The 23640-nt window shown below is 57.3% G+C and carries 23 protein-coding genes; 5 read left to right on the top strand and 18 right to left on the bottom strand.

What is annotated here, in order from left to right; all coding sequences use genetic code 11:
• Positions 1–89 precede the first annotated feature (89 nt).
• Positions 90–791 (bottom strand): NAD(P)H-flavin reductase, encoded by a 702-nt coding sequence (gene fre, locus HMPREF3142_RS24310; RefSeq protein ID WP_008807928.1) that lies wholly within the window; start codon positions 789–791, stop codon positions 90–92.
• Between the two features lie 55 nt (positions 792–846).
• Positions 847–2316, bottom strand: coding sequence for a 4-hydroxy-3-polyprenylbenzoate decarboxylase (ubiD, locus tag HMPREF3142_RS24305; protein WP_008807929.1), 1470 nt, complete (start codon positions 2314–2316; stop codon positions 847–849).
• Between the two features lie 178 nt (positions 2317–2494).
• Here ubiD and rfaH point away from each other — a divergent pair, with 178 nt between their 5' ends.
• Positions 2495–2983: a transcription/translation regulatory transformer protein RfaH gene (rfaH, locus tag HMPREF3142_RS24300; protein WP_008807930.1), complete on the top strand. Its 489-nt coding sequence runs from the start codon at positions 2495–2497 to the stop codon at positions 2981–2983.
• Here the strand turns inward: rfaH and tatD are convergent.
• The 9 genes from tatD to udp form a co-directional block, all read right to left on the bottom strand.
• Positions 2980–3783, bottom strand: a complete 804-nt coding sequence (gene tatD / locus HMPREF3142_RS24295; protein ID WP_162493294.1) for a 3'-5' ssDNA/RNA exonuclease TatD — start codon at positions 3781–3783, stop codon at positions 2980–2982. The two genes, rfaH and tatD, sit on opposite strands and share 4 nt — an antisense overlap.
• A 32-nt stretch (positions 3784–3815) precedes the next feature.
• Complete coding sequence (gene tatC, locus HMPREF3142_RS24290; RefSeq protein WP_004886745.1) at positions 3816–4595, bottom strand: Sec-independent protein translocase subunit TatC; 780 nt, start codon at positions 4593–4595, stop codon at positions 3816–3818.
• A 2-nt stretch (positions 4596–4597) separates the two neighbouring features.
• Positions 4598–5134 (bottom strand): Sec-independent protein translocase protein TatB, encoded by a 537-nt coding sequence (gene tatB / locus HMPREF3142_RS24285; RefSeq protein ID WP_023323445.1) that lies wholly within the window; start codon positions 5132–5134, stop codon positions 4598–4600.
• Between the two features lie 3 nt (positions 5135–5137).
• Positions 5138–5389, bottom strand: coding sequence for a Sec-independent protein translocase subunit TatA (gene tatA / locus HMPREF3142_RS24280; RefSeq protein ID WP_002883425.1), 252 nt, complete (start codon positions 5387–5389; stop codon positions 5138–5140).
• Positions 5390–5518: 129 nt separating this feature from the next.
• Complete coding sequence (gene ubiB, locus HMPREF3142_RS24275; RefSeq protein WP_012543220.1) at positions 5519–7159, bottom strand: ubiquinone biosynthesis regulatory protein kinase UbiB; 1641 nt, start codon at positions 7157–7159, stop codon at positions 5519–5521.
• Positions 7156–7761: a ubiquinone biosynthesis protein UbiJ gene (gene ubiJ, locus HMPREF3142_RS24270; protein WP_008807934.1), complete on the bottom strand. Its 606-nt coding sequence runs from the start codon at positions 7759–7761 to the stop codon at positions 7156–7158. Before ubiJ ends, ubiB begins: the two co-directional genes overlap by 4 nt.
• Before the next feature lie 13 nt (positions 7762–7774).
• Positions 7775–8530: a bifunctional demethylmenaquinone methyltransferase/2-methoxy-6-polyprenyl-1,4-benzoquinol methylase UbiE gene (gene ubiE, locus HMPREF3142_RS24265; RefSeq protein ID WP_008807935.1), complete on the bottom strand. Its 756-nt coding sequence runs from the start codon at positions 8528–8530 to the stop codon at positions 7775–7777.
• A gap of 70 nt (positions 8531–8600) precedes the next feature.
• Positions 8601–10049, bottom strand: coding sequence for a DNA recombination protein RmuC (gene rmuC, locus HMPREF3142_RS24260; protein ID WP_012969184.1), 1449 nt, complete (start codon positions 10047–10049; stop codon positions 8601–8603).
• A 135-nt stretch (positions 10050–10184) separates the two neighbouring features.
• Positions 10185–10946, bottom strand: coding sequence for a uridine phosphorylase (gene udp, locus HMPREF3142_RS24255; protein ID WP_002883419.1), 762 nt, complete (start codon positions 10944–10946; stop codon positions 10185–10187).
• 272 nt (positions 10947–11218) lie between these two features.
• Between udp and HMPREF3142_RS24250 the strand changes: the two genes are divergently transcribed.
• Entirely contained in the window at positions 11219–12031 is an 813-nt protein-coding gene (locus HMPREF3142_RS24250; RefSeq protein ID WP_008807937.1) for a dienelactone hydrolase family protein, read from the top strand.
• A 58-nt stretch (positions 12032–12089) separates the two neighbouring features.
• Here the strand turns inward: HMPREF3142_RS24250 and metE are convergent, their stop codons facing one another.
• Positions 12090–14354, bottom strand: coding sequence for a 5-methyltetrahydropteroyltriglutamate--homocysteine S-methyltransferase (metE, locus tag HMPREF3142_RS24245; protein WP_048268377.1), 2265 nt, complete (start codon positions 14352–14354; stop codon positions 12090–12092).
• Between the two features lie 247 nt (positions 14355–14601).
• Here metE and metR point away from each other — a divergent pair, with 247 nt between their 5' ends.
• Positions 14602–15555, top strand: coding sequence for an HTH-type transcriptional regulator MetR (gene metR, locus HMPREF3142_RS24240; RefSeq protein WP_023296876.1), 954 nt, complete (start codon positions 14602–14604; stop codon positions 15553–15555).
• On the opposite strand, the gene HMPREF3142_RS24235 is transcribed toward metR, so the two are convergent.
• From HMPREF3142_RS24235 to pldB, 3 genes are all read right to left on the bottom strand, one after another.
• Positions 15443–16342: a carboxylate/amino acid/amine transporter gene (locus HMPREF3142_RS24235; protein WP_012969187.1), complete on the bottom strand. Its 900-nt coding sequence runs from the start codon at positions 16340–16342 to the stop codon at positions 15443–15445. The genes metR and HMPREF3142_RS24235 overlap by 113 nt on opposite strands.
• 88 nt (positions 16343–16430) lie before the next feature.
• Complete coding sequence (gene yigL / locus HMPREF3142_RS24230; protein ID WP_070612799.1) at positions 16431–17231, bottom strand: sugar/pyridoxal phosphate phosphatase YigL; 801 nt, start codon at positions 17229–17231, stop codon at positions 16431–16433.
• 44 nt (positions 17232–17275) lie between these two features.
• Positions 17276–18268, bottom strand: coding sequence for a lysophospholipase L2 (gene pldB, locus HMPREF3142_RS24225; RefSeq protein ID WP_008807942.1), 993 nt, complete (start codon positions 18266–18268; stop codon positions 17276–17278).
• Between the two features lie 109 nt (positions 18269–18377).
• Between pldB and rhtB the strand changes: the two genes are divergently transcribed.
• Complete coding sequence (rhtB, locus tag HMPREF3142_RS24220; protein ID WP_008807943.1) at positions 18378–18998, top strand: homoserine/homoserine lactone efflux protein; 621 nt, start codon at positions 18378–18380, stop codon at positions 18996–18998.
• 162 nt (positions 18999–19160) lie between these two features.
• Positions 19161–20069, top strand: a complete 909-nt coding sequence (locus tag HMPREF3142_RS24215; protein WP_012969188.1) for an Rpn family recombination-promoting nuclease/putative transposase — start codon at positions 19161–19163, stop codon at positions 20067–20069.
• Positions 20070–20113: 44 nt separating this feature from the next.
• On the opposite strand, the gene rhtC is transcribed toward HMPREF3142_RS24215, so the two are convergent.
• The 3 genes from rhtC to pldA all read right to left on the bottom strand — a co-directional run bounded on the left by rhtC (position 20114) and on the right by pldA (position 23550).
• Complete coding sequence (gene rhtC / locus HMPREF3142_RS24210) at positions 20114–20734, bottom strand: threonine export protein RhtC (protein ID WP_008807945.1); 621 nt, start codon at positions 20732–20734, stop codon at positions 20114–20116.
• 61 nt (positions 20735–20795) lie between these two features.
• Complete coding sequence (recQ, locus tag HMPREF3142_RS24205) at positions 20796–22622, bottom strand: ATP-dependent DNA helicase RecQ (RefSeq protein WP_048268376.1); 1827 nt, start codon at positions 22620–22622, stop codon at positions 20796–20798.
• Positions 22623–22689: 67 nt separating this feature from the next.
• On the bottom strand, positions 22690–23550 hold the full coding sequence (gene pldA / locus HMPREF3142_RS24200) for a phospholipase A (protein ID WP_002883408.1): 861 nt from the start codon (positions 23548–23550) through the stop codon (positions 22690–22692).
• Positions 23551–23640 lie beyond the last annotated feature (90 nt).

Here is a 23640-nt window from a genome sequence, read left to right as displayed (position 1 = left end):
CGCCATTGCGACCAGAAGCAGGCAGCAATGGCGAAGAGAGCAGGTTTAGTTGCCGTTCTTCCCGCCTGTCAGGGGCGGGTTTTTTATTTTCAGATAAACGCAAACGCATCGCCAAACAGGCGATCTTCACGCGCGCCGCGTTCGTTGCAGAACAGGTCGCGGGCAATCTTGGCCATCTCAAAACGACCGGCAATGTAGATATCATGCTCGGCCAGCGTGCCGTAATCCTGTAGCACGGCAGTCAGTACCGTACCGGAACGACCGCGCCACCCTTCTTCCGGTTGCTCGACCACCGGCTCGATGCGCAGATTCGGATGCTTGATGCTTAACGCTTCCAGCTCGGCCAGATCGTACAGATGCTTAGCCTCGCGGCCGCCCCAATAAATGGCGATATCGCGATCCGGGTTACGCGCCAGCGCGGTTAACAGAATAGAACGCACATAAGAGAATCCGGTACCGCCGGCGATCAGAATCAGCGGGCGATCTTCGTCATCGCGCAGCCACGCTTCGCCATGCGGAATATCAACCTCAATTTCACGCTCTTTCAGAATGCGATCCATCACCGCCATCGCATACAGATTGAGTTCAGAAGCACCGATATGCAGCTCGATAAACTCGTGCTCTGACGGCGTGGAAGCCATAGAGAACGGACGCTTATCGCGCTCGTCCATTACCACCATCAGATACTGGCCAGCGCGGAAAGAGAATGCCGCTTCCGGTACTAATCGAACGCGATACACGGTATCGGTAATCGCCTCCACTGAGGTCACTTTACAGCTTAAGGTTGTCATGCGTCCCCTCTGTCGGGTCTATAGAGCAAAACAGCGGCGTTAGCCCCGCTTACTGTTATTTAAAGATGGCCAGTTCATCCCAGATGGCGTCGATGCGCGCCGTCACCTGAGGATCTTTTTTGATTGGACGACCCCATTCACGCTGGGTTTCGCCAGGCCATTTATTTGTGGCATCCAGCCCCATTTTTGAACCCAGGCCGGAAACCGGCGAGGCAAAATCCAGATAATCTATTGGCGTATTTTCTACCAGTACCGTATCACGAGCCGGGTCCATACGGGTAGTAATCGCCCAAATCACGTCATTCCAGTCGCGTGCGTTGACGTCGTCATCGCATACGATCACGAATTTGGTATACATGAACTGGCGCAGGAATGACCAGACGCCCATCATCACGCGCTTGGCATGGCCCGCGTACTGTTTTTTCATGGTCACCACCGCCAGGCGATAGGAACACCCTTCCGGCGGCAGATAAAAGTCGACGATTTCCGGGAACTGCTTTTGCAGAATCGGCACAAAGACTTCGTTCAGCGCCACGCCCAGCACCGCGGGCTCATCGGGCGGTCGGCCGGTATAGGTCGAATGATAAATCGCGTCTTCACGCTGGGTAATGTGGGTTACCGTAAACACCGGGAAGCTATCCACTTCATTGTAGTAGCCAGTATGATCGCCATACGGGCCTTCCGGCGCCATCTCACCGGCCTCAATGTAACCTTCGAGCACAATTTCCGCGCTGGCCGGGACTTCAAGGTCATTGGAAACGCACTTCACCACTTCGGTCTTGGTGCCGCGCAGCAAGCCTGCGAAAGCATATTCCGACAGGGTATCGGGCACCGGCGTCACCGCGCCAAGAATGGTCGCCGGATCGGCGCCAAGCGCCACGGAAACCGGGAAGCGCTCGCCGGGATGCGCCGCGCACCACTCCTGAAAATCGAGCGCGCCGCCGCGGTGGGATAACCAACGCATGATGAGTTTATTTTTACCGATCAGCTGCTGGCGATAAATTCCCAGGTTCTGCCGCTCTTTGTGCGGCCCGCGGGTCACCGTCAGCCCCCAGGTAATCAGCGGCGCGGCATCTTCCGGCCAGCAGGTCATAATCGGTATTTTGTTGAGATCGACATCATCGCCCTGGATGATTTTTTGTTGGCAGGGCGCACCGCGCAGGCGTTTGGTCGGCATATTCAGCACTTGCTTGAACTGCGGCAGCTTATCAAACAGATCGCGGAAGCCTTTTGGCGGCTCCGGCTCTTTCAGAAAGGCCAATAGCTTCCCGACTTCCCGTAGCGAACTGACGTCTTCCTGCCCCATCCCTAGCGCCACACGACGCGGCGTGCCAAACAGATTGCACAGCACCGGCATCGAGTAGCCTTTCGGGTTTTCAAACAGCAGCGCCGGGCCACCGGCACGCAGGGTACGGTCGGCAATTTCGGTGATTTCCAGGTGAGGATCGACCGGCAGAGTGATACGTTTTAGTTCGCCCTGTTGTTCCAGGAGTGTCAGAAAGTCGCGAAGATCGTGGTATTTCATGAAAGTGTTATTGACCTCTCTACAGGCGGCTAATTATACGGTGTTCGACGGCGCGATGCTGTAATTTTGTTAAATTAGCGTGAAAGAACGCTGAAATTTGGATTTCAATTATAATGGCTTTCGCGATTACACCAGCCATTTGTTATGCTTGCCGTTATTAGAAGTGGAATGAGTCATTATGCAAGCCTGGTACTTACTGTATTGCAAACGTGGGCAGCTACAACGAGCCCAGGAACATCTGGAACGTCAGTCAGTTAACTGCCTGATGCCGACGATTGCGCTGGAAAAAATCATTCGCGGTAAACGCACCATGGTCAGCGAACCGCTGTTCCCGAACTACCTGTTTATTGAGTTCGATCCAGAGGTGATTCATACCACTACCATCAGCGCCACCCGCGGGGTTAACAACTTCGTGCGCTTTGGCGCCCTGCCCGCTGTCGTTCCCTCGGCGGTTATCCATCAGCTCTCTATATACAAACCGGAAGGCATTACCGACCCGGAAACGCCGCATGAGGGCGATAGCGTGCTAATCACCGACGGCGCGTTCGAAGGCTTACAGGCTATCTTCACCGAGCCGGACGGCGAAGCCCGTTCTATGTTGCTGTTAAACCTGCTGAATAAGCAAGTCCTGCAGAGCGTTAAAAATACCGACTTCCAGAAAATCTAAACGCCGTTAACGTCGATGCCAAACAGCGTCCTGACGTTTGCGTCCGTTTGCGCCTCCAGCCATTGCGTCTCTTCGCCCCGCCAGCTCGCGACGCTGGCCAGGATATGCGGCAAATACGCGGGCTCGTTACGCCGCGAGGCCGGTCTCGGCTTGAGGTCGCGCGGCAGCAGATAAGGCGCATCGGTCTCCAGCAGCAGACGTTCCGCCGGGATCGCCGGCAGCAGCTCGCGCAGCTCCAGTCCCCGCCGCTCATCGCATACCCAACCGGTAATACCGATAAACAGGCCCAGATCCAGGCACTCCTGCACCTCGCTGCGGCTGCCGGTAAAGCAGTGCAGCACCGCGCCCGGGATCTTCTCAAGCCAGGGTTTAAGCAACGCCAGAAACCGGTCGTGAGCGTCGCGGCAGTGTAAAAACACCGGCATCGACAGCTCAGCGGCCAGCGCCAGCTGGGCGCTGAACGCTGCCTCCTGCTCCTGCGGCGTGGAGAAATTACGGTTGAAATCCAGACCGCACTCACCTATCGCCACCACCTGTGGCTCGCGGGCGAGGGTATAAATCGCCTCGGCGACCGCTGGCGACCAGCTGCTGCCGTCATGGGGATGAACCCCCGCCGTGGACCAGCAGCCGGAATAATGGCTCGCCATTCTCTGGGCCTGCTGGCTCTCCGGCAAATTTGTGCCGGTCAGCAACATGCCGTGAACCCCCGCCGCCCGGGCGCGCGCCACCACCTCATCATGGTCGCGGGAAAACTGCGAACTGGTGAGATTAACGCCGATATCAAACATGATCGCTCCCATATGACAACCGCCCTGACGGGCGGTTGGCGGTATTACTCTTCTCTGTGCTCAGCGGCTTCAGCTTCGGCCGCAGCGTCGTCATCACGCGTCAGGCGCTTCCCGGTGTAGAAGCGGGCGAAGAACACCCCGACTTCAAACAGACAGTACATCGGAATGGCCAGCAGCGTCTGCGAGAACACGTCCGGTGGCGTCAGCAGCATACCCACCACGAAGGCGCCCACCAGGACATACGGCCGTTTTTTGCGCAGCTCTTCCGGCGTGGTAACGCCCATCCAGCAGAGCAGCACAATGGCGACCGGTACCTCAAAAGAGACCCCGAAAGCCATAAACAGCGCCATCACGAAGTCGAGATAGCTGCGGATATCGGTCGAGACCAGCACCCCCTCCGGGGCAGCATGGGTCAGGAAGCCGAACGCCAGCGGAAACACGACAAAATAAGCGAAAGCCATGCCGATATAGAACAGCAGCGTACTGGATACCAGTAAAGGCACCACCAGCCGGCGCTCGTGCTTATACAGCGCCGGCGCGACGAAGGCCCATACCTGGTAAAGAATAATCGGCACTGACAGGATCACCGACACCATGAAGGTCAGCTTTATCGGCGTAAAGAAAGGTGAAGCGACATCAGTAGCGATCATCGTCGCGCCCACCGGCATCTTGCTGATAAGCGGGGCCGAGACCAGCTGGTAGATATCATTGGCGAAATAGACCAGCGCCAGGAAGATCACCAGAATAGCAATGATGCTGTTGAGCAGACGCTTGCGCAGCTCAATCAGATGCGAAATTAGCGGTTGTGTATCGTCTACGCCCATGTTTACGGTTTATCACTCGATGCGGGGGAAGAATGAGGGGCTGCCGCCGTAGCGGATGTTTTCTCTGCCGGAAGTTCAGCCGGTGAAGCGGGTTGCTCATCGACGACGGGACCCGGCGCATGAGCCGGAGCGCTGGCCTGATGTTCTGCCGTCGCCGGCGTGACGTCCTGGCGCTGCGCTTCACTGCCTTTCACCACCGGATTAAGGATGGTATTGGCTTCGTCGCTGGCCTTTTCAGGATCGTGGGCGCTATAGGAGCGCTTCATCGACTCCGCGGCCTCGCGCAGTTCATCCATGGAGGCTTTCAGCTCCGGCGTCAGGTTATTCAGGCTAGCCTTTTCCACCTTCTTGAGGCTCTCCTGGAACTCCTGCAGTTTTAGCTCCTGGGCCAGCTCATTTTGTACCGTGGTCGCCAGCGAGCGTAGCGTACGGATCCAGCCAACCACCGTTTTAACCGCGACGGGAAGCCGCTGTGGCCCCAGAACAATGAGGCCAATCACAAACACCAGCAGTAGTTCACTAAAACCAATATCGAACACGAGTTACACCTGCTCTTTGTCGTGGCGTTTTGTCTCGTCTTTTTTTGCATCATCCTGTTTATCGGCGATGGTTTTCGCCGTGAAATCTGCGTCTGGCGCCGACTTTTCGGGTTTATCATCATCACTCATGGCTTTTTTAAAGCCTTTGATAGATGCCCCTAAGTCTGACCCCAGTGAGCTCAGCTTCTTCGTCCCAAAAAGCAGAACTACGATGACGACAACAATTAATAACTGCCAAATACTGATACCACCCATACACGTTCCCCTATGACAGATGATGAATTATGTGGACGCATTATACACGCCATCCTGCGAGCCGCCTCTTCGTCAGGCCGCCGGCATGATTTTGCGCAAATAAGCCTGCGTCATGAAGAGGCGAACCGATCAGTGGGTTTTCCGCCAGCCAATCAGCCAGGTCACCACACCGCCGGCCATCAACCAGCCGGGCATCATTCCCCACTCAGGGCGATGGATAAAGAGCAGCGTACCACTGAGCAATAAAACCGCGCCTATACCAAACAGATAACGGGATTGGCCCTGGCGCACATGACGCACATGCATATCCCGCACGATGGTATCGACGCTGGTCTGCAGCTGTTTGCTCTGCTGCAGGCTCTGATACACCAGCTCAGGTATTTCAGGCATTCTTTCGATCCAGAACGGCGCTTTGTCTTTAAACGCGCGCACCAGCGCCGGAATGCCGACCTGATCTTTGATCCACGACTCGAGGAAAGGCTTCGCCGTTTTCCACAAGTCTAACTGAGGATAGAGCTGCCGGCCTACCCCTTCTACGTAAAGTAATGTCTTCTGTAGTAAAACGAGCTGCGGCTGGACTTCCATATTGAAACGCCGCGCGGTATTGAACAGATTAAGCAGCACGTGGCCGAAGGAGATCTCCGCCAGCGGCTTCTCAAAGATCGGCTCGCAGACCGTGCGGATCGCGAACTCAAACTCTTCGACATTCGTATCGGGCGGTACCCAACCGGAATCGACGTGCAGCTCAGCCACCTTACGATAATCGCGGTTAAAGAAGGCGATAAAGTTTTCCGCCAGATAGCGCTTATCTTCTTTGTTCAGCGAGCCGACAATACCGCAGTCGATGCCGATATACTGCGGATCTTCCGGGTGCTCGTAGCTGACGAATATGTTGCCAGGGTGCATATCGGCATGAAAGAAGCTGTCGCGGAACACCTGGGTAAAGAAGACCTGCACGCCCCGCTCCGCCAGCAGCTGCATGTTGGTCCCCTGGGCCTCCAGCGCCTCCACGTCGGACACCGGGATACCGTAGATGCGCTCCATCACCATCATACTTTCGCTGCAGTAGTCGGGGTACACCTCCGGCACGTACAGCATCGGACTATCTTCGAAATTACGCCGCAGCTGAATGGCGTTGGCGGATTCCCGCAACAGGTTCAGCTCGTCCAGCAGCGTTTTTTCATATTCGCGAACCACCTCCTGCGGGCGCAGACGGCGGCCGTCAGGCAGCAGACGCGGTACCCAGCGCGCCAGGCGGTAGATGAGCTTCATGTCCGCTTTAATGATCGGCAAAATATCCGGGCGGATAACCTTGATCACCACCTCTTTGCCATTCTCTTTCAGACGTGCGGTATGCACCTGGGCGATGGAAGCCGAGGCTAACGGCTCTACGGAGAAATCATCAAACCAGGCGTCCACCGGCAGGCCCCCCATCGCTTTCTCTATCTGCTGCTGCGCGAGCTTTCCTTCAAAGGGCGCTACGCGGTCCTGCAACAGCGCCAGCTGATCGGCAATATGCGGCGGGAAGAGATCCCGGCGGGTGGAAAGCATCTGGCCAAATTTAATCCACACCGGCCCCAGCTCCTGAAGCGCCAGGCGCAGACGAGTGCCAAGGGGTTGGTCTTGATGACGATTTGGCATCCAGAACAGCATCCGCCGCCAGATACGCAGCGGCAGCGTGAGACGAATTTTGGGGATGAGCTCATCGAGCCCGTAGCTCAAAAAGGTGTGGATGATGAAATACAGGCGCCGTAATTCTCCTGGCGTCATTTGCCCTCCAGCGTTTCCAGCCGTTTTTCCAGTGCGGCCAGCGCGCGTTCAATAGCCGTCGTTTCTTCCGCAAACCATGCCAGCTCCAGCGGCCCCGGTGCCAGTCGCCACTCTTCAGTGATCGCTTCTGCGACATAGCGCTGCTGGCGCTGCGCGCCTTTCAGTAAAAACTGAGCGCCGCCGCGGAGGACTTTGCCAACGCCTTCAGCCACGATATCGCCAGTATAAGGCGCCAGCAGTTCAGCGGGATCGAACTCCGCCAGATCGCACAGGGAGACCATATTCTGCACCACCTGCAGATCGCCCTGCACTTCCAGATCTCCGCTACGGATAAGCGCCGTGAGCTGCTGACGATTACGCAGTTTGGGCAGCACGCTGAGCCGGGTAATCACAGTGCAGTCGGCCTCTCCCTCCCAGGCGCTCAGGACATCAACCTGGCGTTCGCTGAACGCCAGTACGATCGGGGTGGAGAAGTCCTGCAGTTGAACTCGCAATACCTTACCCAGCAGGCGCTGACGAGCGGGTTTTAGCGCCTTGTCACGCCAGAGAAAAGTATTCAGCGCCGTCTCAATGCTAGCGGTCACCAGGGGTGTGAAAGGCATAGCGTCCCTCCTGTCAGAACTTGTAACCGCGATGCAAGGCAACGATACCCGCCGTCAGGTTGTGGTAGTCGACACTTTCAAAACCTGCATCCTGCATCATCCCTTTCAGGGTTTCCTGATCCGGGTGCATACGGATAGATTCTGCCAGGTAGCGATAGCTGTCGCCGTCTTTTGCCACCAGTTCCCCCACCTTCGGCAGGATATGGAAGGAGTAAGCGTCGTAGGCTTTGCTGAGCGGTTCGATAATCGGTTTAGAAAACTCCAGCACCAGCAGACGTCCGCCCGGCTTCAGCACGCGGTACATCGAACGCAGCGCTTTTTCTTTATCGGTAACGTTACGCAGACCGAAAGAGATGGTGATGCAGTCAAAGGTGTTATCAGCAAACGGCAGGGCTTCCGCGTTGGCCTGAACATACTCAACGTTGCCCACGATGCCGATATTACGCAGCTTTTCGCGGCCCATTTTGAGCATGGAATCATTGATATCAGCAAGCATGACGCGGCCGGTTTCTCCTACCAGACGGGAGAACTTGGCCGTCAAATCGCCGGTCCCCCCCGCCAGATCCAGCACGGTCTGCCCGCGACGTACGCCGCTGCAGTCGATGGTGAAACGCTTCCACAAACGATGGATACCAAACGACATCAAGTCGTTCATCACATCATACTTTGCCGCGACAGAATGGAATACATGCGCCACCATGTCCTGTTTCTGCTCTTTAGCGACCGTCTGAAAGCCAAAGTGCGTCGTTTCTTGTGAATCCTCAACCATCTCTATGCCTGCTTGCTTTTCAAGAAAATGTTCACTGAGTGTATCAGATTCAGCGCATTTCCCATACGTTTCAACGTGGCGGAGCCGCCTCCCGATTATGTAACGCCTCGGCAGAGTCGGCTGAAAATGCGTCATTTTCCGGGAGGTTATCCTCGTCTTCGAGACGATATTCATCGTCCTGGGCAGAGGCTTGTTCGACTAAATCAGGATTTATCCCGCGCTTCACCTCCACCCCCAGGCCGCGAAAGGCTTCCGCCTGGGCCAGCAGATTCCCGCGCCCGGAAGCGAGCTTTTTCATCGCCTGGCGATAGTTCTCTTGCGCCTTATCCAGACTCTGGCCGATGGCGGACATATCATCCACAAACAGGCGCATTTTGTCGTAAAGGCGCCCCGCCCGCTCGGCGATCTTCTGCGCGTTGCGGCTCTGATGCTCATAGCGCCACAGATTGGCGATAGTACGCAGGGCTACCAGCAGCGTCGTCGGGCTGACCAGCATGATATTATTTTGCAACGCCTCGCTGATGAGCTCGGGCTGACGGTCGATGGCCACCAGGAACGCCGGCTCGACGGGAATAAACATCAGCACGTAGTCGAGAGAGCGCAGCCCCGGCAGCTGTTGATAATCCTTGCGTCCCAGCAGGCGAATATGGTTTCGCACCGAGGCAAGATGTTCCTGCAGCGCGACTTCGCGGGTGTAGTCGTCTTCGGCGTTGAAATAGCGCTCATAGGCGACCAGGGTCATTTTGGCGTCTATCACCACGTCCTTGCCCTGCGGCAGGCGGACAATGACGTCAGGCTGCATCCGCGAGCGGTTATCGGTCTCGATACTGACCTGGGTCTGGTACTCATAGCCTTCGCGCAGGCCGGAGGCCTCCAGCACGCGGGTTAAGACCACTTCCCCCCAGTTGCCCTGGGTTTTGTTATCACCTTTCAGCGCTTTCGTCAGGTTCAGTGCCTCCTGCGCCATCTGCGCGTTCAGCTGCTGAAGATTGCGGATCTCATGCGCCAGGGTGTGCCTTTCCCGCGCCTCCTGGCCAAAGCTCTCCTGCACCTGGCGGCGGAACCCGTCGAGCTGTTCGCGCAGCGGGGTCAGCAGACCATGCAGACTCAGGCGGTTTTGCTCATCGACGCGCCGGTTGCTGTGTTCGAAAATGCGGTTGGCGAGGTTTTCAAACTGCTCGCTCAGGCGCTGCTCGCTGTTAACCATCTGACGGATCTTATCTTCCGCATGCAGCTGGGTGGATTCGAGCCGGGTGGTGACCTCACGCAGATCGGCCTCCAGCGAGGTATTGATATCCCGCAGACTGCGCAGCTCATTGTTCAGCAGCTCGCACTCCTCACGCCAGTGGGCCTCCTGCACCAGCTGCTGACGGGCGGCGCTCAGCTCAATATCCAGCTCTCGCCGCTCCTCAATGAGATCGGCCCGGATTTGGTCGGCGCGCGCTTTGGTTGCCAGCCAGCCGACCATTAACCCGGCAGCCAGTGCGATAACCGCGCTGATAATGATTGAGAGATCCACGACGCCCCCTGCGATAACCTGATGGCACAAAATAGAATTGTGCTGTACAAACGTCCAGTTTAAAAGGGATTTCCTGCGAGGAGCAACGCAAAAAAGAAAGGCCGGAGGATCCGGCCTGACAGAGAAGGGGTTGAATTACAGCAGACGACGCGCCGCTTCCACGACGATTTTGACCGCGTGGCTTTCGGTTTGCTTCATGGTTTCGGCGTTAGGGATCTCTTGCTGGGTACGGTTCACAATAACCCCGGCGACCATCCCGGCACGCAGGCCCTGGCTGGCGCACATGGTCAGCAGCGTGGCCGATTCCATTTCATAGTTCATCACGCCCATTGCCTGCCACTCTTCCATTGAGCCCTTGAAGCGGCTCACCACGCGGCCGGAGAAGGTGTCGTAACGCTCCTGGCCTGGGTAAAAGGTATCCGAAGAGGCGGTCACGCCGATATGGGTGGTGGCACCAATAGATTTCGCCGCTTCCACCAGCGCGGTGGTGCAGGCGAAGTCTGCGACGGCCGGGAATTCCATCGGCGCGAAGTGCAGGCTGGCGCCGTCCAGGCGAACGGAAGCGGTCGTAACCAGCACATCGCCAACGTTAATGTGCGGTTGAATCGCGCCGGTGGTGCCGATACGCAGGAAGGTACGCACGCCCAGCTGCGCCAGCTCTTCCACGGCGATAGAAGTCGACGGGCCGCCGATGCCGGTGGAGCAGACGATCACCGGCTTGCCGTCCAGCTCCGCGCGCCAGGAGGTAAATTCGCGGTGGGATGCCAGCTTAACCGGCTTATCCATCAGCGCGGCGATCTTTTCCACACGCTCCGGATCGCCAGGGACGATAGCCAGCGTAGCCCCTTGTAAATCGTTCTTGGTGAGGCCGAGATGAAAAACATCAGACTTGGACATAAAAAACTCCTCTGTGGGTCGAATTATCAGCAGAAGCAAAACGGTACTGTACAGAAGCCCCTGGCAACATTTTGTGATGATAGTCACCAAGACCAATAATGATTGCAGTTGTTTTTCAGTAAATAGTGATACACATCACATTAACAAGTTATATTCATCGTCACAGAACAAAAGATAGCCGCTTTCAGGCACTGTGCTTTATTACCGCCCGAACTAAAGGTAAAGGGTCTATAGTTATTGATGCGCTAATAAATAAGGGTACGGAGAATACCATGACCACCACCAAGCAACCTGGATTCGCACCTGCAGCTTCACCACACGCCGCCACCGCCGTTCATACGCCGGAAGAGCATATTATCGCCGGAGAGACGTCTATTCCCTCTCAGGGTGAAAACATGCCGGCCTACCACGCCCGCCCGAAAAATGCCGACGGTCCGCTGCCGATCGTTATCGTGGTACAGGAAATTTTCGGCGTGCATGAACATATTCGCGATCTTTGTCGCCGCCTGGCGCAGGAAGGCTATCTGGCTATTGCGCCTGAATTGTACTTCCGTCAGGGCGATCCGAATGAGTACCACGATATCCCGACCCTGTTCAAAGAGCTGGTTACCAAGGTGCCGGACGCGCAGGTGCTGGCAGATCTCGACCATGTCGCCAGCTGGGCGGCGCGCCACGGCGGCGATGCCCATCGTCTGCTAATCACCGGCTTCTGCTGGGGCGGACGCATTACCTGGCTGTATGCCGCGCATAACCCGCAACTGAAGGCAGGCGTGGCCTGGTACGGCAAGCTGGTGGGAGAAAAATCGCTGAATTCACCGAAGCATCCGGTAGATATCGCGGTCGATCTCAACGCCCCGGTGCTTGGTCTGTACGGCGCTAAAGACGCCAGTATTCCACAGGACACCATCGAGACCATGCGTCAGGCGCTGCGGGCGGCCAACGCCACAGCGGAAATCGTGGTCTATCCCGAAGCCGATCATGCCTTTAACGCCGACTATCGCGCCAGCTATCATGAAGAGTCAGCCAAAGACGGCTGGCAGCGAATGCTCGCGTGGTTTGCTCAGTATGGCGGTAAAAAAGCATAATCACCCAATGCATGAAAAAAGGAGGCAAATGCCTCCTTTTTGATTTTTTGCGTAACGATCAGGCGGACTGGCGCAGGTTCTGCGCCGCTTGCACCATATTCGCCAGCGCGGCGCGGGTTTCCGGCCAGCCGCGAGTTTTCAGGCCGCAGTCCGGGTTAACCCACAGCCGCTCCGCCGGGATACGCTGCGCGGCTTTTGCCAGCAGCGCTTCGATCCACTCCACGCTCGGCACGTTTGGCGAGTGAATATCATATACTCCCGGCCCGATCTCATTGGGGTACTCGAACGCTTCGAACGACTCCAGCAGCTCCATATCGGACCGCGAGGTTTCAATGGTGATCACGTCAGCGTCCAGCGCGGCAATGGAGTCCATGATGTCATTGAACTCGCAATAGCACATGTGGGTGTGGATCTGCGTGTCGTCTTTGGCGACCGCAGCATTAAGGCGGAAGGCTTCCACACCCCACTGCAGATAGGCATCCCAGTCGCTGCGCTTCAGCGGTAACCCTTCGCGCAACGCCGGCTCATCAATCTGGATGATGCCGATCCCCGCCGCCTCCAGATCCGCCACTTCATCACGCAGGGCCAGCGCAATCTGTTTCGCGATGGTTTCACGGCTGACATCTTCCCGCGGGAAGGACCAGCACAGAATGGTCACCGGTCCAGTAAGCATCCCTTTCACTGGCTTGTCGGTCAGCGACTGCGCGTACTTCGCCCAGTCGACGGTGATCGCCTGCGGACGGCTGACGTCGCCGATCACCACCGGCGGCTTCACGCAACGGGAACCATAGCTCTGCACCCAGCCGTTTTGCGTGAAGATAAAACCGTCCAGATGTTCACCGAAGTATTCCACCATGTCGTTCCGCTCGGCTTCTCCGTGCACCAGTACGTCTAAACCTAACCGCTCCTGCTCGACGATCGCCTGCTTAATATGTTCCGCAATCCCCGTCCGATAATGACTGGCGTCAAGGTTGCCCTTTTTGAAGTCCAGGCGCAGGCCGCGGATCTCAGTTGTTTGCGGGAATGACCCGATGGTGGTGGTCGGCCATTTCGGCAGGTTAAAGCGCTGGCGCTGTGCCTGCGCGCGAACCTCATAGGGGCTGGCACGCTGGCTGTCCTGAGCGGTGATCGCCGCCAGCCGTTTTTCCACTTCCGCGTTGTGCACGCGGGTCGAATGGCGACGGGCCTGGATTGGCGCGCTCCACTCGGTAATCGCCGCCGTATCGCCGCTGTTCAGCGCATCGCGCAGCAGCGCCAGCTCGCCGCATTTCTGCAGCGCGAAGGCAAACCAGCTCTTCACTTCCGCATCAAGGCGCGTCTCCACGCTCAGATCGATCGGGCTATGCAGCAGAGAACAGGATGACGCGACCCAGAGGTCGCGTTTACCGACGAGGTCTTTAATTAGCGCATACTTTTCGGTGAGATCGGCGCGCCAGACGTTGCGCCCATTGATCAGACCCGCAGACAGCAGCCAGTCGGCCGGCAGGCGGTTGTGCAGTTCGGCAACATCATCTTTGCCGTGCACCAGATCGACGTGCAGCCCCTGGACCGGTAGCGCAGCAATGGTCGCGAGATTGTCGCTAATGCCTTCAAAATAGGTGGTCAGCAGCAGTTTCACCTGGCCCTGCAGGGCGTCATAAGCCGGTTTAAAGGCCTCCAGCCACGCTGGCGGCAGCTCCAGCACCAGCGCCGGTTCATCAATCTGCACCCACTCGATGCCGCGCTTCGCCAGTTCGGCCAGCACCTGCTGGTAAACCGGCAGGATGTCATTCAGCAGGCTCAGACGGTCAAACGGTTCACCTTTCACTTTACCCAGCCACAGGTACGTTACCGGCCCCAGCAGCACGGGCTTGATCTTGTGGCCCAGCGCCAGCGCTTCGTCTACTTCATCCAGCAGTTGGGTCCAGGTCAGTTTGAACTGCTGGCCCTTCACGAACTCCGGCACCATGTAGTGATAGTTAGTGTTAAACCATTTGGTCATTTCCGCAGCGGCGGCCGGTTCGCCAGTCGGCGCACGGCCGCGGCCAATGCGGAACAGGGTATCGATATCGATGGATCCGTCTTTGTTCTGATGACGAGCCGGCACGTTGCCAAGCAGCAGGCTGGTAGTCAGAACATGGTCGTACCAGGCGAAATCCCCCACCGGCAGCAGATCAACGCCCGCCTGTTTCTGCTGCTCCCAGTGGCGGGCACGCAGCTCACGGCCTACTGTCAGCAGTTCCTCGCGAGTGGCGTTGCCCGCCCAGTAGCTCTCTTGCGCTTTTTTCAGCTCGCGGCGCAGGCCAACGCGAGGAAAACCGAGGGTGTGGTTAATAATTGTCATTTTTGTTCCTCTCTTATTTCATTGAATCTGAAGAAAAACTCTAAATAGTTCGGCTTGCAGGAAGGCGGCAACGATGCGCATCCCCAGGAGCTTACTGAAGTAAGTGACTGGGGTAAGCGAGGCAGCCAACGCATCTGCAAGTCGAAATATGACGAGTTTTAGACGTCCAGATGTTTACACATCCATAATTGACAGTTACTGTATATTCCTCAAGCGCAAATTGCTCATGGCGAAGTGAAGGACTTTCATGATCGAAATTAAACATCTGAAAACGCTGCAAGCGTTGCGGAACAGCGGTTCACTGGCGGGTGCGGCAGCGGCCCTGCACCAGACCCAGTCCGCCTTGTCTCACCAGTTCAGCGATCTGGAACAGCGCCTTGGCTTCCGTTTGTTTGTGCGTAAAAGCCAGCCACTACGCTTCACGCCGCAAGGGGAAATTCTGCTGCAGTTGGCCAATCAGGTGCTGCCGCAGATCGCTCGCGCCCTGCAGGACTGTAACGAACCACAGCAGACCCGGCTGCGCCTGGCTATCGAATGTCACAGCTGTATTCAGTGGCTGACGCCGGCGCTGGAGAATTTCCGCGCCCGCTGGCCGCACGTGGAGGTCGACTTCCATTCCGGAGTGACCTTCGACCCGCAGCCTGCGCTGCAGCAGGGCGAACTGGATCTGGTGATGACCTCCGATATCCTGCCGCGCAGCGGTCTGCACTACTCGCCGATGTTTGATTATGAGGTGCGTCTGGTGCTGGCGCCCGAGCACCCGTTAGCCATGAAGACGCTGATTACGCCAGAGGACCTGGCCGCGGAAACACTGCTGATTTATCCCGTGCAGCGCGGGCGCCTCGACATCTGGCGCCATTTCCTGCAGCCGGCCGGCATCAGTCCCCAGCTGAAAAGCGTCGATAACACGCTGTTGCTGATCCAGATGGTGGCCGCAAGGATGGGCATCGCCGCGCTGCCGCACTGGGTGGTGGAAAGCTTTGAACGCCAGGGTCTGGTGGTCACCAAAACCCTGGGTGAGGGATTATGGAGCCGGTTGTACGCGGCCGTCCGCGATGGCGAACAGCGTCAACCGGTCACCGAAGCGTTTATTCGCTCTGCGCGGAACCACGCCTGCGATCATCTGCCGTTTGTCCGGAGTGCGGAGCGACCCAGCGGCGATGGACCCACAGCGAGGCCAGGATCACCAACGCTCCGCTAATAAAGCTCGGCCAGTGCGGCTGCTCCTGCCAGATGGCGAGGTTTACCAGTAGACCCGCGGGGACATGGACGTTATTCATGATCCCCAGCGTGCCGGCATCCACCTGCGTGGCGCCATAGTTCCACATAAAGTAACCCAGCCCGGAAGCCACCACGCCGAGCCACACCAGCACGCTCCACTGCAGCGTGGTGGTCGGCAGCTTCTGGGGGTTGCCCAGCATAAACCACGCTGCCACCGCCACGATAAAGGCCCCGACATAAAACCAGGCAAAGGCATTGTGCTGCGGCATCGGACGTACCTCCATCAGGCGCTTGTAACCCACCATGCCGATAGCGAAGCAGAGGTTTGACAACTGCACCAGTAACAGCCCGGTCCAGAAATGATCGCTGACTTTGTCATAGCGGATAATCGCCGCCCCCAGCACCGCCAGCGCAGCACTCAGCAGATAGCCCCAGCGCAGCTTACGTCCGCTGAGCAGGTCGTAGATCAGCGTGATATACAGCGGGGTAAACACGGTAAACAGCAGAAATTCCGAAACCGTCAGATAGAGATAGGCGCGGAAAGCCAGCAGATACATGATGCCAAGCTGCATCGCGCCCACCAGCATATAGAGCACGATCGTGCGCGGAGACTGGCCGCGCGTGCGCAGGAAAGGCAGGAACACCAGCGCCGCCAGGCCCACACGCATCAGCACCGAAAAATAGCTGTCGACGCTACCGGCCAGGTATTCGCCAATCAGGCTAAAAGAAAAGGCCCACAGGATAGTGGTGATAATTAACAGCGCCACAATGGTCGTCTCGTTGGATAAAGAACAGGCATTGTAGCGAAGAGTCAGGTTGACGACTGGACAGTTATTCGCCAGTCGTCAATCTTTTTCAGTCGAGGTATAGCTTACGCAGGTAGTGCGGGACCGCATCGTCGGCGTTACTGCCGATCTCTTCCAGTTCCGGATGCAGATCCTTCAGCCGTTGATGGGCGTTGGCCATGATGCAGCCTTTGCCGGCCATCGACAGCATCTCAGCGTCGTTCATACCGTCGCCGAAGGCGATGCAATCGGCAAGAGTGTAACCGAGCATTTTCGCCACCGCCTCCAGCGCATGCCCCTTCGATACCCCACCCGCCATGACTTCCAGGCAGGTTAAGGTGGAGAAGCTGACGTTCACGCGATCGCCCCAGCGGGCGTTCATCGCCTGCTCCAGCGGCAGCAGATGCTCGTGATCCTCGCAGGTAAAGAATACTTTGCTGATCCCCTGCGGATCCAGTTCGCCCGGCTCATACAGCTTGTAGTTAAACACCGCCTCCTTGAAGAAGCGCATCTCTTCCGGACGATGGCGGTTCATATACCACTCGTCTTCCCGATAGACGTTAGTGACGATTTTCGGGTCGTTACGCACGATCTCAAACAGGTCGGCGGCAATATCGCGGTCGAGGTTATGGGCAAAGATTTGCTGACCATCGCTATCGTGAACCCGGGCGCCGTTAGAGGTGATCATGTACGACCGGATGCCGAGATTATCGCGGATCTGCCCGACGTCGATGTAGTGACGGCCGGTGGCGAAGACGAAATTGATCCCACGGGCGGTGAGCAATTTCAGCGTCTCTTTGGCATACGGGGTCAGGAAATGATCGGGGGAAAGCAGCGTGCCGTCTAAATCAGACGCAACAACCTGGTACATAAAAAAGTTAACCTCTAAGCAGGGCGACGAGCGTTATCGTCGGATTAAGTATGTCGATTGAAAAACTCGACGATGGCATTGAGCGCGACTGAGCGCATAGCGTCCTTTTCAAAAAGGATCTCATGATATGCCCCTTCAATGACGAGCGGTTTACCGCCCTCACAGGGATGGCCGGCAGCGGCCCGTAATTCACAATAGCGGTCGTGCATCAGATTATCGACCACCCGCTCCTCCTCTGCCTGTAAAAGCAGCGTCGGGGCGGTGTCTTTTTCCACATTCGCCAGCACTTCGTCGCCGGCCAGCATGCCCTCCCGCACCCAGTGCCAGGTCGGGCCGCCAACCTGCAGTCGCGGTTCATCGGCATAGAAGCGCAGGTTGCGACGATAGCGTTGTCGACTGTGCGTCAGCACGTTAACGGCAAAAGGCAGCGCCCGCCAGCGCCCGGTGCCGATGGCATACTCTTCGCGAATGCGCTGATGGCCCTCAGCCCAGTCGAGAATATGGCGCACCATCCAGTCCGGCAATCGAATGATAATCCCGAACATCGGCGCGCAGAGCGCAATCGCATCGCAATGCGCCTGGTAACGTTGCAGAAAAAGCGTGGCAATCGCCCCGCCCATAGAGTGAGCGAGGATAAACCGTTTTCGCCAGTGTCCGGGGACCACCTGCTGCTGCCAGAGCGCCGCCAGGTCATCGACATAGTCGCTGAAGTTGACGACGTGTCCGCGGTGGGTATCAGAGAGCAGGCGGCCCGAGCGTCCCTGGCCGCGATGATCGATGATCATCACGTCAAAGCCGCTGTGAAAGAGATCGTAGGCGACTTCGGCATACTTCACGTAGCTTTCAATGCGCCCGGGGCAAATCAGCACCAGACGATCGTTATTTTGCGCGCAGAAGCGAACAAAGCGTACCGGTACATCATCGACGCCTTTAAATTCAGCCTCTTCGCGCTGTCGCCAGAAATCCGTCAGCGGCCCCATACTAAAGGCCGCAAACGCGTTTTCTCGTGTTTCCCAGTCCTTTTTCTGCCCAAACATCGGGTTTACACCCCTGTTAACCGCTGAAAATCGTTTTTTTGCCCTGTATCACACAATGCTGACACAATAGCGTATTGTGGCATAAAAACAGACAATCAGGGAGTTTCTCATGACCATTGAGTGGTGGTTCGCCTACCTGCTGACATCAATCATTCTCAGCCTGTCACCAGGTTCCGGAGCGATTAATACCATGACCACCTCCATTAACCACGGTTACCGCGGCGCGGCGGCGTCGATTGCCGGTTTGCAGACCGGGCTGGTTATTCATATCGTGCTGGTTGGTGTTGGTCTCGGCACCCTTTTCTCCCGCTCGGTGCTGGCCTTTGAAGTGCTGAAATGGGCCGGCGCGGCTTATCTTATCTGGCTGGGGATCCAGCAATGGCGGGCGGCGGGGGCGATCGACCTGAATACGCTGGCGAAGGCGCAGACGCGCGGCAAACTGTTCCAGCGCGCGGTGTTCGTGAATCTCACCAACCCCAAAAGCATTGTGTTTCTGGCCGCCCTGTTTCCGCAGTTTATCCTGCCGCACCAGCCGCAGGTGATGCAGTATCTTGTTCTGGGCGTCACCACCATTGTCGTCGATATCATTGTGATGATTGGCTATGCGACCCTGGCGCAGCGCATTTCCGCATGGATCAAAGGGCCAAAGCAGATGAAGGCGCTGAACAAAGTCTTTGGTTCGCTGTTTATGCTGGTCGGGGCGCTGCTCGCCTCCGCCCGTCACGCCTGAATCATGGAATCTCGCTCGCAAAGAGAGGTTTGCCGGGCGAAAAACGCGCACTCTCTGCACGAGCCGACACGCAAAGCGGGTAATTAATTTTTTTACCCGCTGTCGGCGTTGAACCCATCGTGTCAGGATGCCGCCAGATACGTGATTCACGGATGAACGGCGATGGCGGAAACGGCGACTCCTCATGATGCGGTATTTAAAACCTTTCTCTCGCGGGTAGAGACGGCGCGCGATTTTATCGAGCTCCACCTGCCTTCGTCGTTAATACAGATCTGCAAACTGGATACCCTACGTCTGGAATCCGGCAGCTTTCTCGAAGACGATCTCAGGCCTTACTACAGCGATATCCTTTATTCGCTGGAAACCACCCGCGGTGCGGGCTATGTCCATGTTCTGATCGAGCACCAGAGCGCACCTGATAAGCTGATGGCCTTTCGCTTAATGCGCTATGCTGTCGCCGCCATGCAGCGGCACCTGGAGAGCGGCCATAAAACGCTGCCTCTGGTTATCCCTATTCTCTTTTATCAGGGACGACGCAGCCCCTATCCCTGGTCGATGCGCTGGCTGGATAATTTTGCCGATCCTGAGACCGCCCGCCAGCTCTATAGCGGGGCGTTTCCGCTGGTCGATATCACGGTGATCCCCGACGACGACATCATGCAGCACCGCAGCATGGCAGCCCTGACGCTGGTGCAAAAGCACATCCGCCAGCGCGATATGGCGCAATTGCTGGATAAGTTGACCCATCTCTTACTGCTGGAGCAGATGAGCGGACAACAAATCACCGTATTGGTAAACTATATGGCTCAGGCAGGAGATGCCGAGGATACACGGACACTCTTGTACGGACTGGCACAGCGCGTGCCGCAGCATGGAGGATTACTGATGACGCTGGCGGAAACATGGCTTGCAGAAGGTATGGAGAAAGGCGTACAGCAGGGCATAAAAGAAGGTAAACACCAGGCCTTGCTGCAGGTTGCCGAAGCAATGCGCAAACGCGGTATTGATGACGCAGCTATCATGGAAATGACCGGTCTGGCTGAAGATGAGCTGCAGCGGCTTCGCCACTGACACTTTCCCACCCGGAAACAGCCGGGTGGGAAACAGCATGCCGGTTAACGCGAGATAATCAGGTGGATGCCGAAGCCCGCAAACAGCGTACCGGCGATACCATCGATCCACTTCGCCATCCGCTGATAGCCGCGGCGCATCCCCGGCAGGGCGAACAGGCTGGCAACCACCATAAACCAGGCCAGCGTCTCGACGATAATCAGCAGGAAAATACCCCAGCGCGCACCAGCGCCGACGCTGTCACCCACGAACAGCGAGAACACCGAGCCGAAGTAGATGATCGCTTTCGGATTCGCCAGATTGGTCAGCAGTCCCTTCACGAAGCTGCGTCCGCTGCGGGCCAGCTCCACCTGCGGCTCCGCCGAGGCCACCGCCTCTTTTTTCAGCGCGCCGCGCAGCATCTGGTAGCCCATCCAGCACAGATACAGGCCGCCACCGACCATGATGATGTTATGCAGCCACGCCATCTGCGCGAGGATCAGGTTCAGGCCGAGCAGGGCAACCCCCGCCCAGATCATGACGCCGCAGGTGATCCCCAGCACACCCATCATCGCCTCTCTGCGCGAGCGGCTGATGGCCGTTTGTGAGACAAAGAAAAAGTCCGGCCCCGGGCTCATCAGCGCAATGATATGCACCAGCGCCACGGTGAGGAAAAGCATCAGCATAGTTAACTCGCAGGAAAATAGTGAAGAGGGAAACTATTCTGGCACCTTTTCCCGCGGCTGACTACTCATCATCACCATCGACATGAGCGCGTATCAATGCCATGAATTCTTTACCGAAGCGCTCAAGTTTACGCGTCCCCACGCCGTTGACGCTGAGCATCTCGCCGGCGGTGAGTGGCGACTGTTCCGCCATCTCGATCAGCGTCGCGTCGTTGAAGACCACGTATGGCGGGATATTCTCTTCGTCGGCGATCGCTTTACGCAATTTGCGCAGCTTGGCAAACAGCTTGCGGTCATAATTGCCGCCAAAGGATTTCTGCATCGCCTTCGGCTTCAGCGCCACGATACGCGGTACGGCAAGCTGCAGCGGCACCTCGCCGCGCAGCACCGGTCGTGCGGCTTCGGTCAGCTGCAGTGCGGAGTGCTGGGCGATATTCTGCGTCACCAGCCCAAGGTGAATCAGTTGGCGGATCACGCTCACCCAGTGCTCGTGACTCTGCTCCCGGCCGATACCGTAAACCGGCAGCTTATCGTGGCCCATGTCACGGATGCGCTGGTTGTTGGCCCCGCGCAGAACCTCCACCACGTAACCCATCCCGAAACGTTGATTCACCCGGTAAATCGTTGACAGCGCCTTGCGCGCATCCATTAAGCCATCGTACTGCTTTGGCGGGTCAAGACAGATATCGCAGTTGCCGCACGGCTCCTGGCGCCCTTCGCCAAAGTAGTTCAGCAGCACCAGACGACGACAGGTTTGCGCTTCGGCAAACGCCCCCATCGCATTCAGCTTATGCCGCTCGATATCCTGTAGCGGTCCGGCGGGCTTTTCTTCCAGACAGCGGCGCAGCCACGCCATATCCGCCGGATCGTAAAACAGCATCGCTTCCGCCGGCAGGCCATCACGCCCGGCGCGGCCGGTTTCCTGGTAGTAGGATTCAATATTGCGCGGGATATCGAAGTGCACCACAAAGCGGACGTTCGGCTTGTTGATACCCATCCCGAAGGCCACCGTCGCCACCACGATCTGCAGATCGTCGCGCTGGAATTTCTCCTGCACGTCGGCGCGAACGGCGTTTTCCAGACCAGCATGGTAAGCCGCCGCGCTGATGCCGCGGCTCTGCAGACGCGCGGCGGTATCTTCCACTTTCGAGCGGCTGTTGCAGTAGATGATGCCCGATTTGCCGCGCTGATCCTGAACGTAGCGCATCAGCTGGTCGAGCGGTTTGAATTTCTCCATCAGCATATAGCGGATGTTCGGCCGGTCGAAGCTGCTGACCTGAATCAGCGGATCGTTAAGCCCGAGCAGACGGACGATATCACGGCGGGTGGTGTCATCGGCGGTGGCGGTCAACGCCATAAACGGGATTTGCGGCATCCGCTGGCGCAGCTGGCCCAGCGCGGCATATTCCGGACGGAAGTCATGGCCCCACTGGGAGATACAGTGCGCTTCGTCTACCGCCAGCATCGCCAGGTTCCAGTTCGCCAGATGCTCAAGAAAGTTATCCAGCATCAACCGTTCCGGCGCGATATACAGCAGACGAACCTGCCCGCTGCGACAGCCGGCCATCACTTCCTGCTGCTGCTCGCGGCTTTGCGTCGAGTTCAGACAAGCCGCCGCCACGCCGTTGGCCAGCAGTTGATCGACCTGGTCTTTCATCAGCGAGATCAGGGGTGAGACCACGACTGTCAGACCGCCCATGACCAGCGCCGGCACCTGATAGCACAGCGATTTACCGCCACCGGTCGGCATGACCACCAGGCAGTCCCGGCCCTCAAGCACCGTGTCGATAATCGTTTCCTGGCCAGGACGGAACTGCTGGTAGCCGAAGGTCTCTTGTAAAACCTGCTTAGCCAGCGATTCCTGATTTAATACTTCCGCCTGTGCCACGTTGACCCCATTTGCCTGAAAAGAAAACAGGCGCTATTTTCAGCGCCTGCGAGCCAGAGTGCAACGATTAAAACAGATCGTTGAGCATTAGCCCGACGCCGACGCGCGTTTGATTGAAGTTGTAGTCGATAAGCGATTCGCCGTAACCGCTGTAGATCTGCGTATAGGCGCGAACATGTTTGGTAATGGGATAGCTCACGCCGAGCTCCGCCCCGCCATAGCCGGTGTTCCAGTTATATTGCCCCTGCGCGCTGAGGATCGCCTCTCCCAGCTGGTAGCCCACCTTCAGCCGGTAATAGCCCATATATTTGGTGATATCCGGGTTATCATCGGTGTTGCCCACCACATACCAGGGCTTCACTTCCACCAGCCAGTTGCCGTTTTGCGCCATCAGGCGGGCGTAAAGCCGGTTCCAGCTGCGCGAGGTGGGGTCGGAACGACCATTCGAGTCGTGGTTATACCCCATCTCGATGTCGCGCAGCGTCCAGCCGGCAAACTGGTAGTCGGTCGCAAAGCCCAAAAACAGCTGGGGTTCGTAATTGGTTTCGCGAAACGGCGCCGACTCTTTGCTGTTGGAGAGCTGCCACCAGGATTTCTGGGTGTACGATGCGCCGAGCAGCGAATTATCGCCCAGGATGCCGCGCCACAGCGGGAACGCCAGACTCAGCTGAAATTTCACTTCATCTTTACGGGCATTTTCGGCCCAGTCATAACTCCGAATCGCCTCTTTGTTGAGATCGCTGGTCCATGTGTAGAGCAAATAGTTACTCTCATAAGGGTAGAGCAGGAAAGGATTATCATGGTCCTGGAGCAGGTTGGCGATAATGCTGCCGCGCACTGCCGGTTTGTCGTGAACCGACGCATCCTGCGCCATAACACCGGCCGGTAGCGCGCACAGCGCCACCAGGCAGGCCAAAGAGATACGCATGCTGGTCTCCTGATAAATAGTTTTTATTTTTGTTTAACCTGAAGCCATTCTACCTGTTTATTAATCACCTGCCCCCTAATCCGCTCCGAA

It is taken from the genome of Klebsiella sp. HMSC16C06 (assembly GCF_001808325.1).
In the GTDB taxonomy this organism is placed as follows: Bacteria; Pseudomonadota; Gammaproteobacteria; order Enterobacterales; family Enterobacteriaceae; genus Klebsiella; species Klebsiella variicola.
The sequence above is the reverse complement of the archived record's forward strand: the minus strand, read 5'-3'. Positions and strand labels throughout refer to the sequence as shown.

Excerpts from the sequence above, each read along its gene's own strand:
- fre (WP_008807928.1), bottom strand. The coding sequence starts at position 791 with ATGACAACCTTAAGCTGTAAAGTGACCTCAGTGGAGGCGATTACCGAT.
- ubiD (WP_008807929.1), bottom strand. The coding sequence starts at position 2,316 with ATGAAATACCACGATCTTCGCGACTTTCTGACACTCCTGGAACAACAG.
- rfaH (WP_008807930.1), top strand. The coding sequence starts at position 2,495 with ATGCAAGCCTGGTACTTACTGTATTGCAAACGTGGGCAGCTACAACGA.
- tatD (WP_162493294.1), bottom strand. The coding sequence starts at position 3,783 with ATGGGAGCGATCATGTTTGATATCGGCGTTAATCTCACCAGTTCGCAG.
- tatC (WP_004886745.1), bottom strand. The coding sequence starts at position 4,595 with ATGGGCGTAGACGATACACAACCGCTAATTTCGCATCTGATTGAGCTG.
- tatA (WP_002883425.1), bottom strand. The coding sequence starts at position 5,389 with ATGGGTGGTATCAGTATTTGGCAGTTATTAATTGTTGTCGTCATCGTA.
- ubiB (WP_012543220.1), bottom strand. The coding sequence starts at position 7,159 with ATGACGCCAGGAGAATTACGGCGCCTGTATTTCATCATCCACACCTTT.
- ubiJ (WP_008807934.1), bottom strand. The coding sequence starts at position 7,761 with ATGCCTTTCACACCCCTGGTGACCGCTAGCATTGAGACGGCGCTGAAT.
- ubiE (WP_008807935.1), bottom strand. The coding sequence starts at position 8,530 with ATGGTTGAGGATTCACAAGAAACGACGCACTTTGGCTTTCAGACGGTC.
- udp (WP_002883419.1), bottom strand. The coding sequence starts at position 10,946 with ATGTCCAAGTCTGATGTTTTTCATCTCGGCCTCACCAAGAACGATTTA.
- HMPREF3142_RS24250 (WP_008807937.1), top strand. The coding sequence starts at position 11,219 with ATGACCACCACCAAGCAACCTGGATTCGCACCTGCAGCTTCACCACAC.
- metE (WP_048268377.1), bottom strand. The coding sequence starts at position 14,354 with ATGACAATTATTAACCACACCCTCGGTTTTCCTCGCGTTGGCCTGCGC.
- metR (WP_023296876.1), top strand. The coding sequence starts at position 14,602 with ATGATCGAAATTAAACATCTGAAAACGCTGCAAGCGTTGCGGAACAGC.
- yigL (WP_070612799.1), bottom strand. The coding sequence starts at position 17,231 with ATGTACCAGGTTGTTGCGTCTGATTTAGACGGCACGCTGCTTTCCCCC.
- pldB (WP_008807942.1), bottom strand. The coding sequence starts at position 18,268 with ATGTTTGGGCAGAAAAAGGACTGGGAAACACGAGAAAACGCGTTTGCG.
- rhtB (WP_008807943.1), top strand. The coding sequence starts at position 18,378 with ATGACCATTGAGTGGTGGTTCGCCTACCTGCTGACATCAATCATTCTC.
- HMPREF3142_RS24215 (WP_012969188.1), top strand. The coding sequence starts at position 19,161 with ATGGCGGAAACGGCGACTCCTCATGATGCGGTATTTAAAACCTTTCTC.
- rhtC (WP_008807945.1), bottom strand. The coding sequence starts at position 20,734 with ATGCTGATGCTTTTCCTCACCGTGGCGCTGGTGCATATCATTGCGCTG.
- pldA (WP_002883408.1), bottom strand. The coding sequence starts at position 23,550 with ATGCGTATCTCTTTGGCCTGCCTGGTGGCGCTGTGCGCGCTACCGGCC.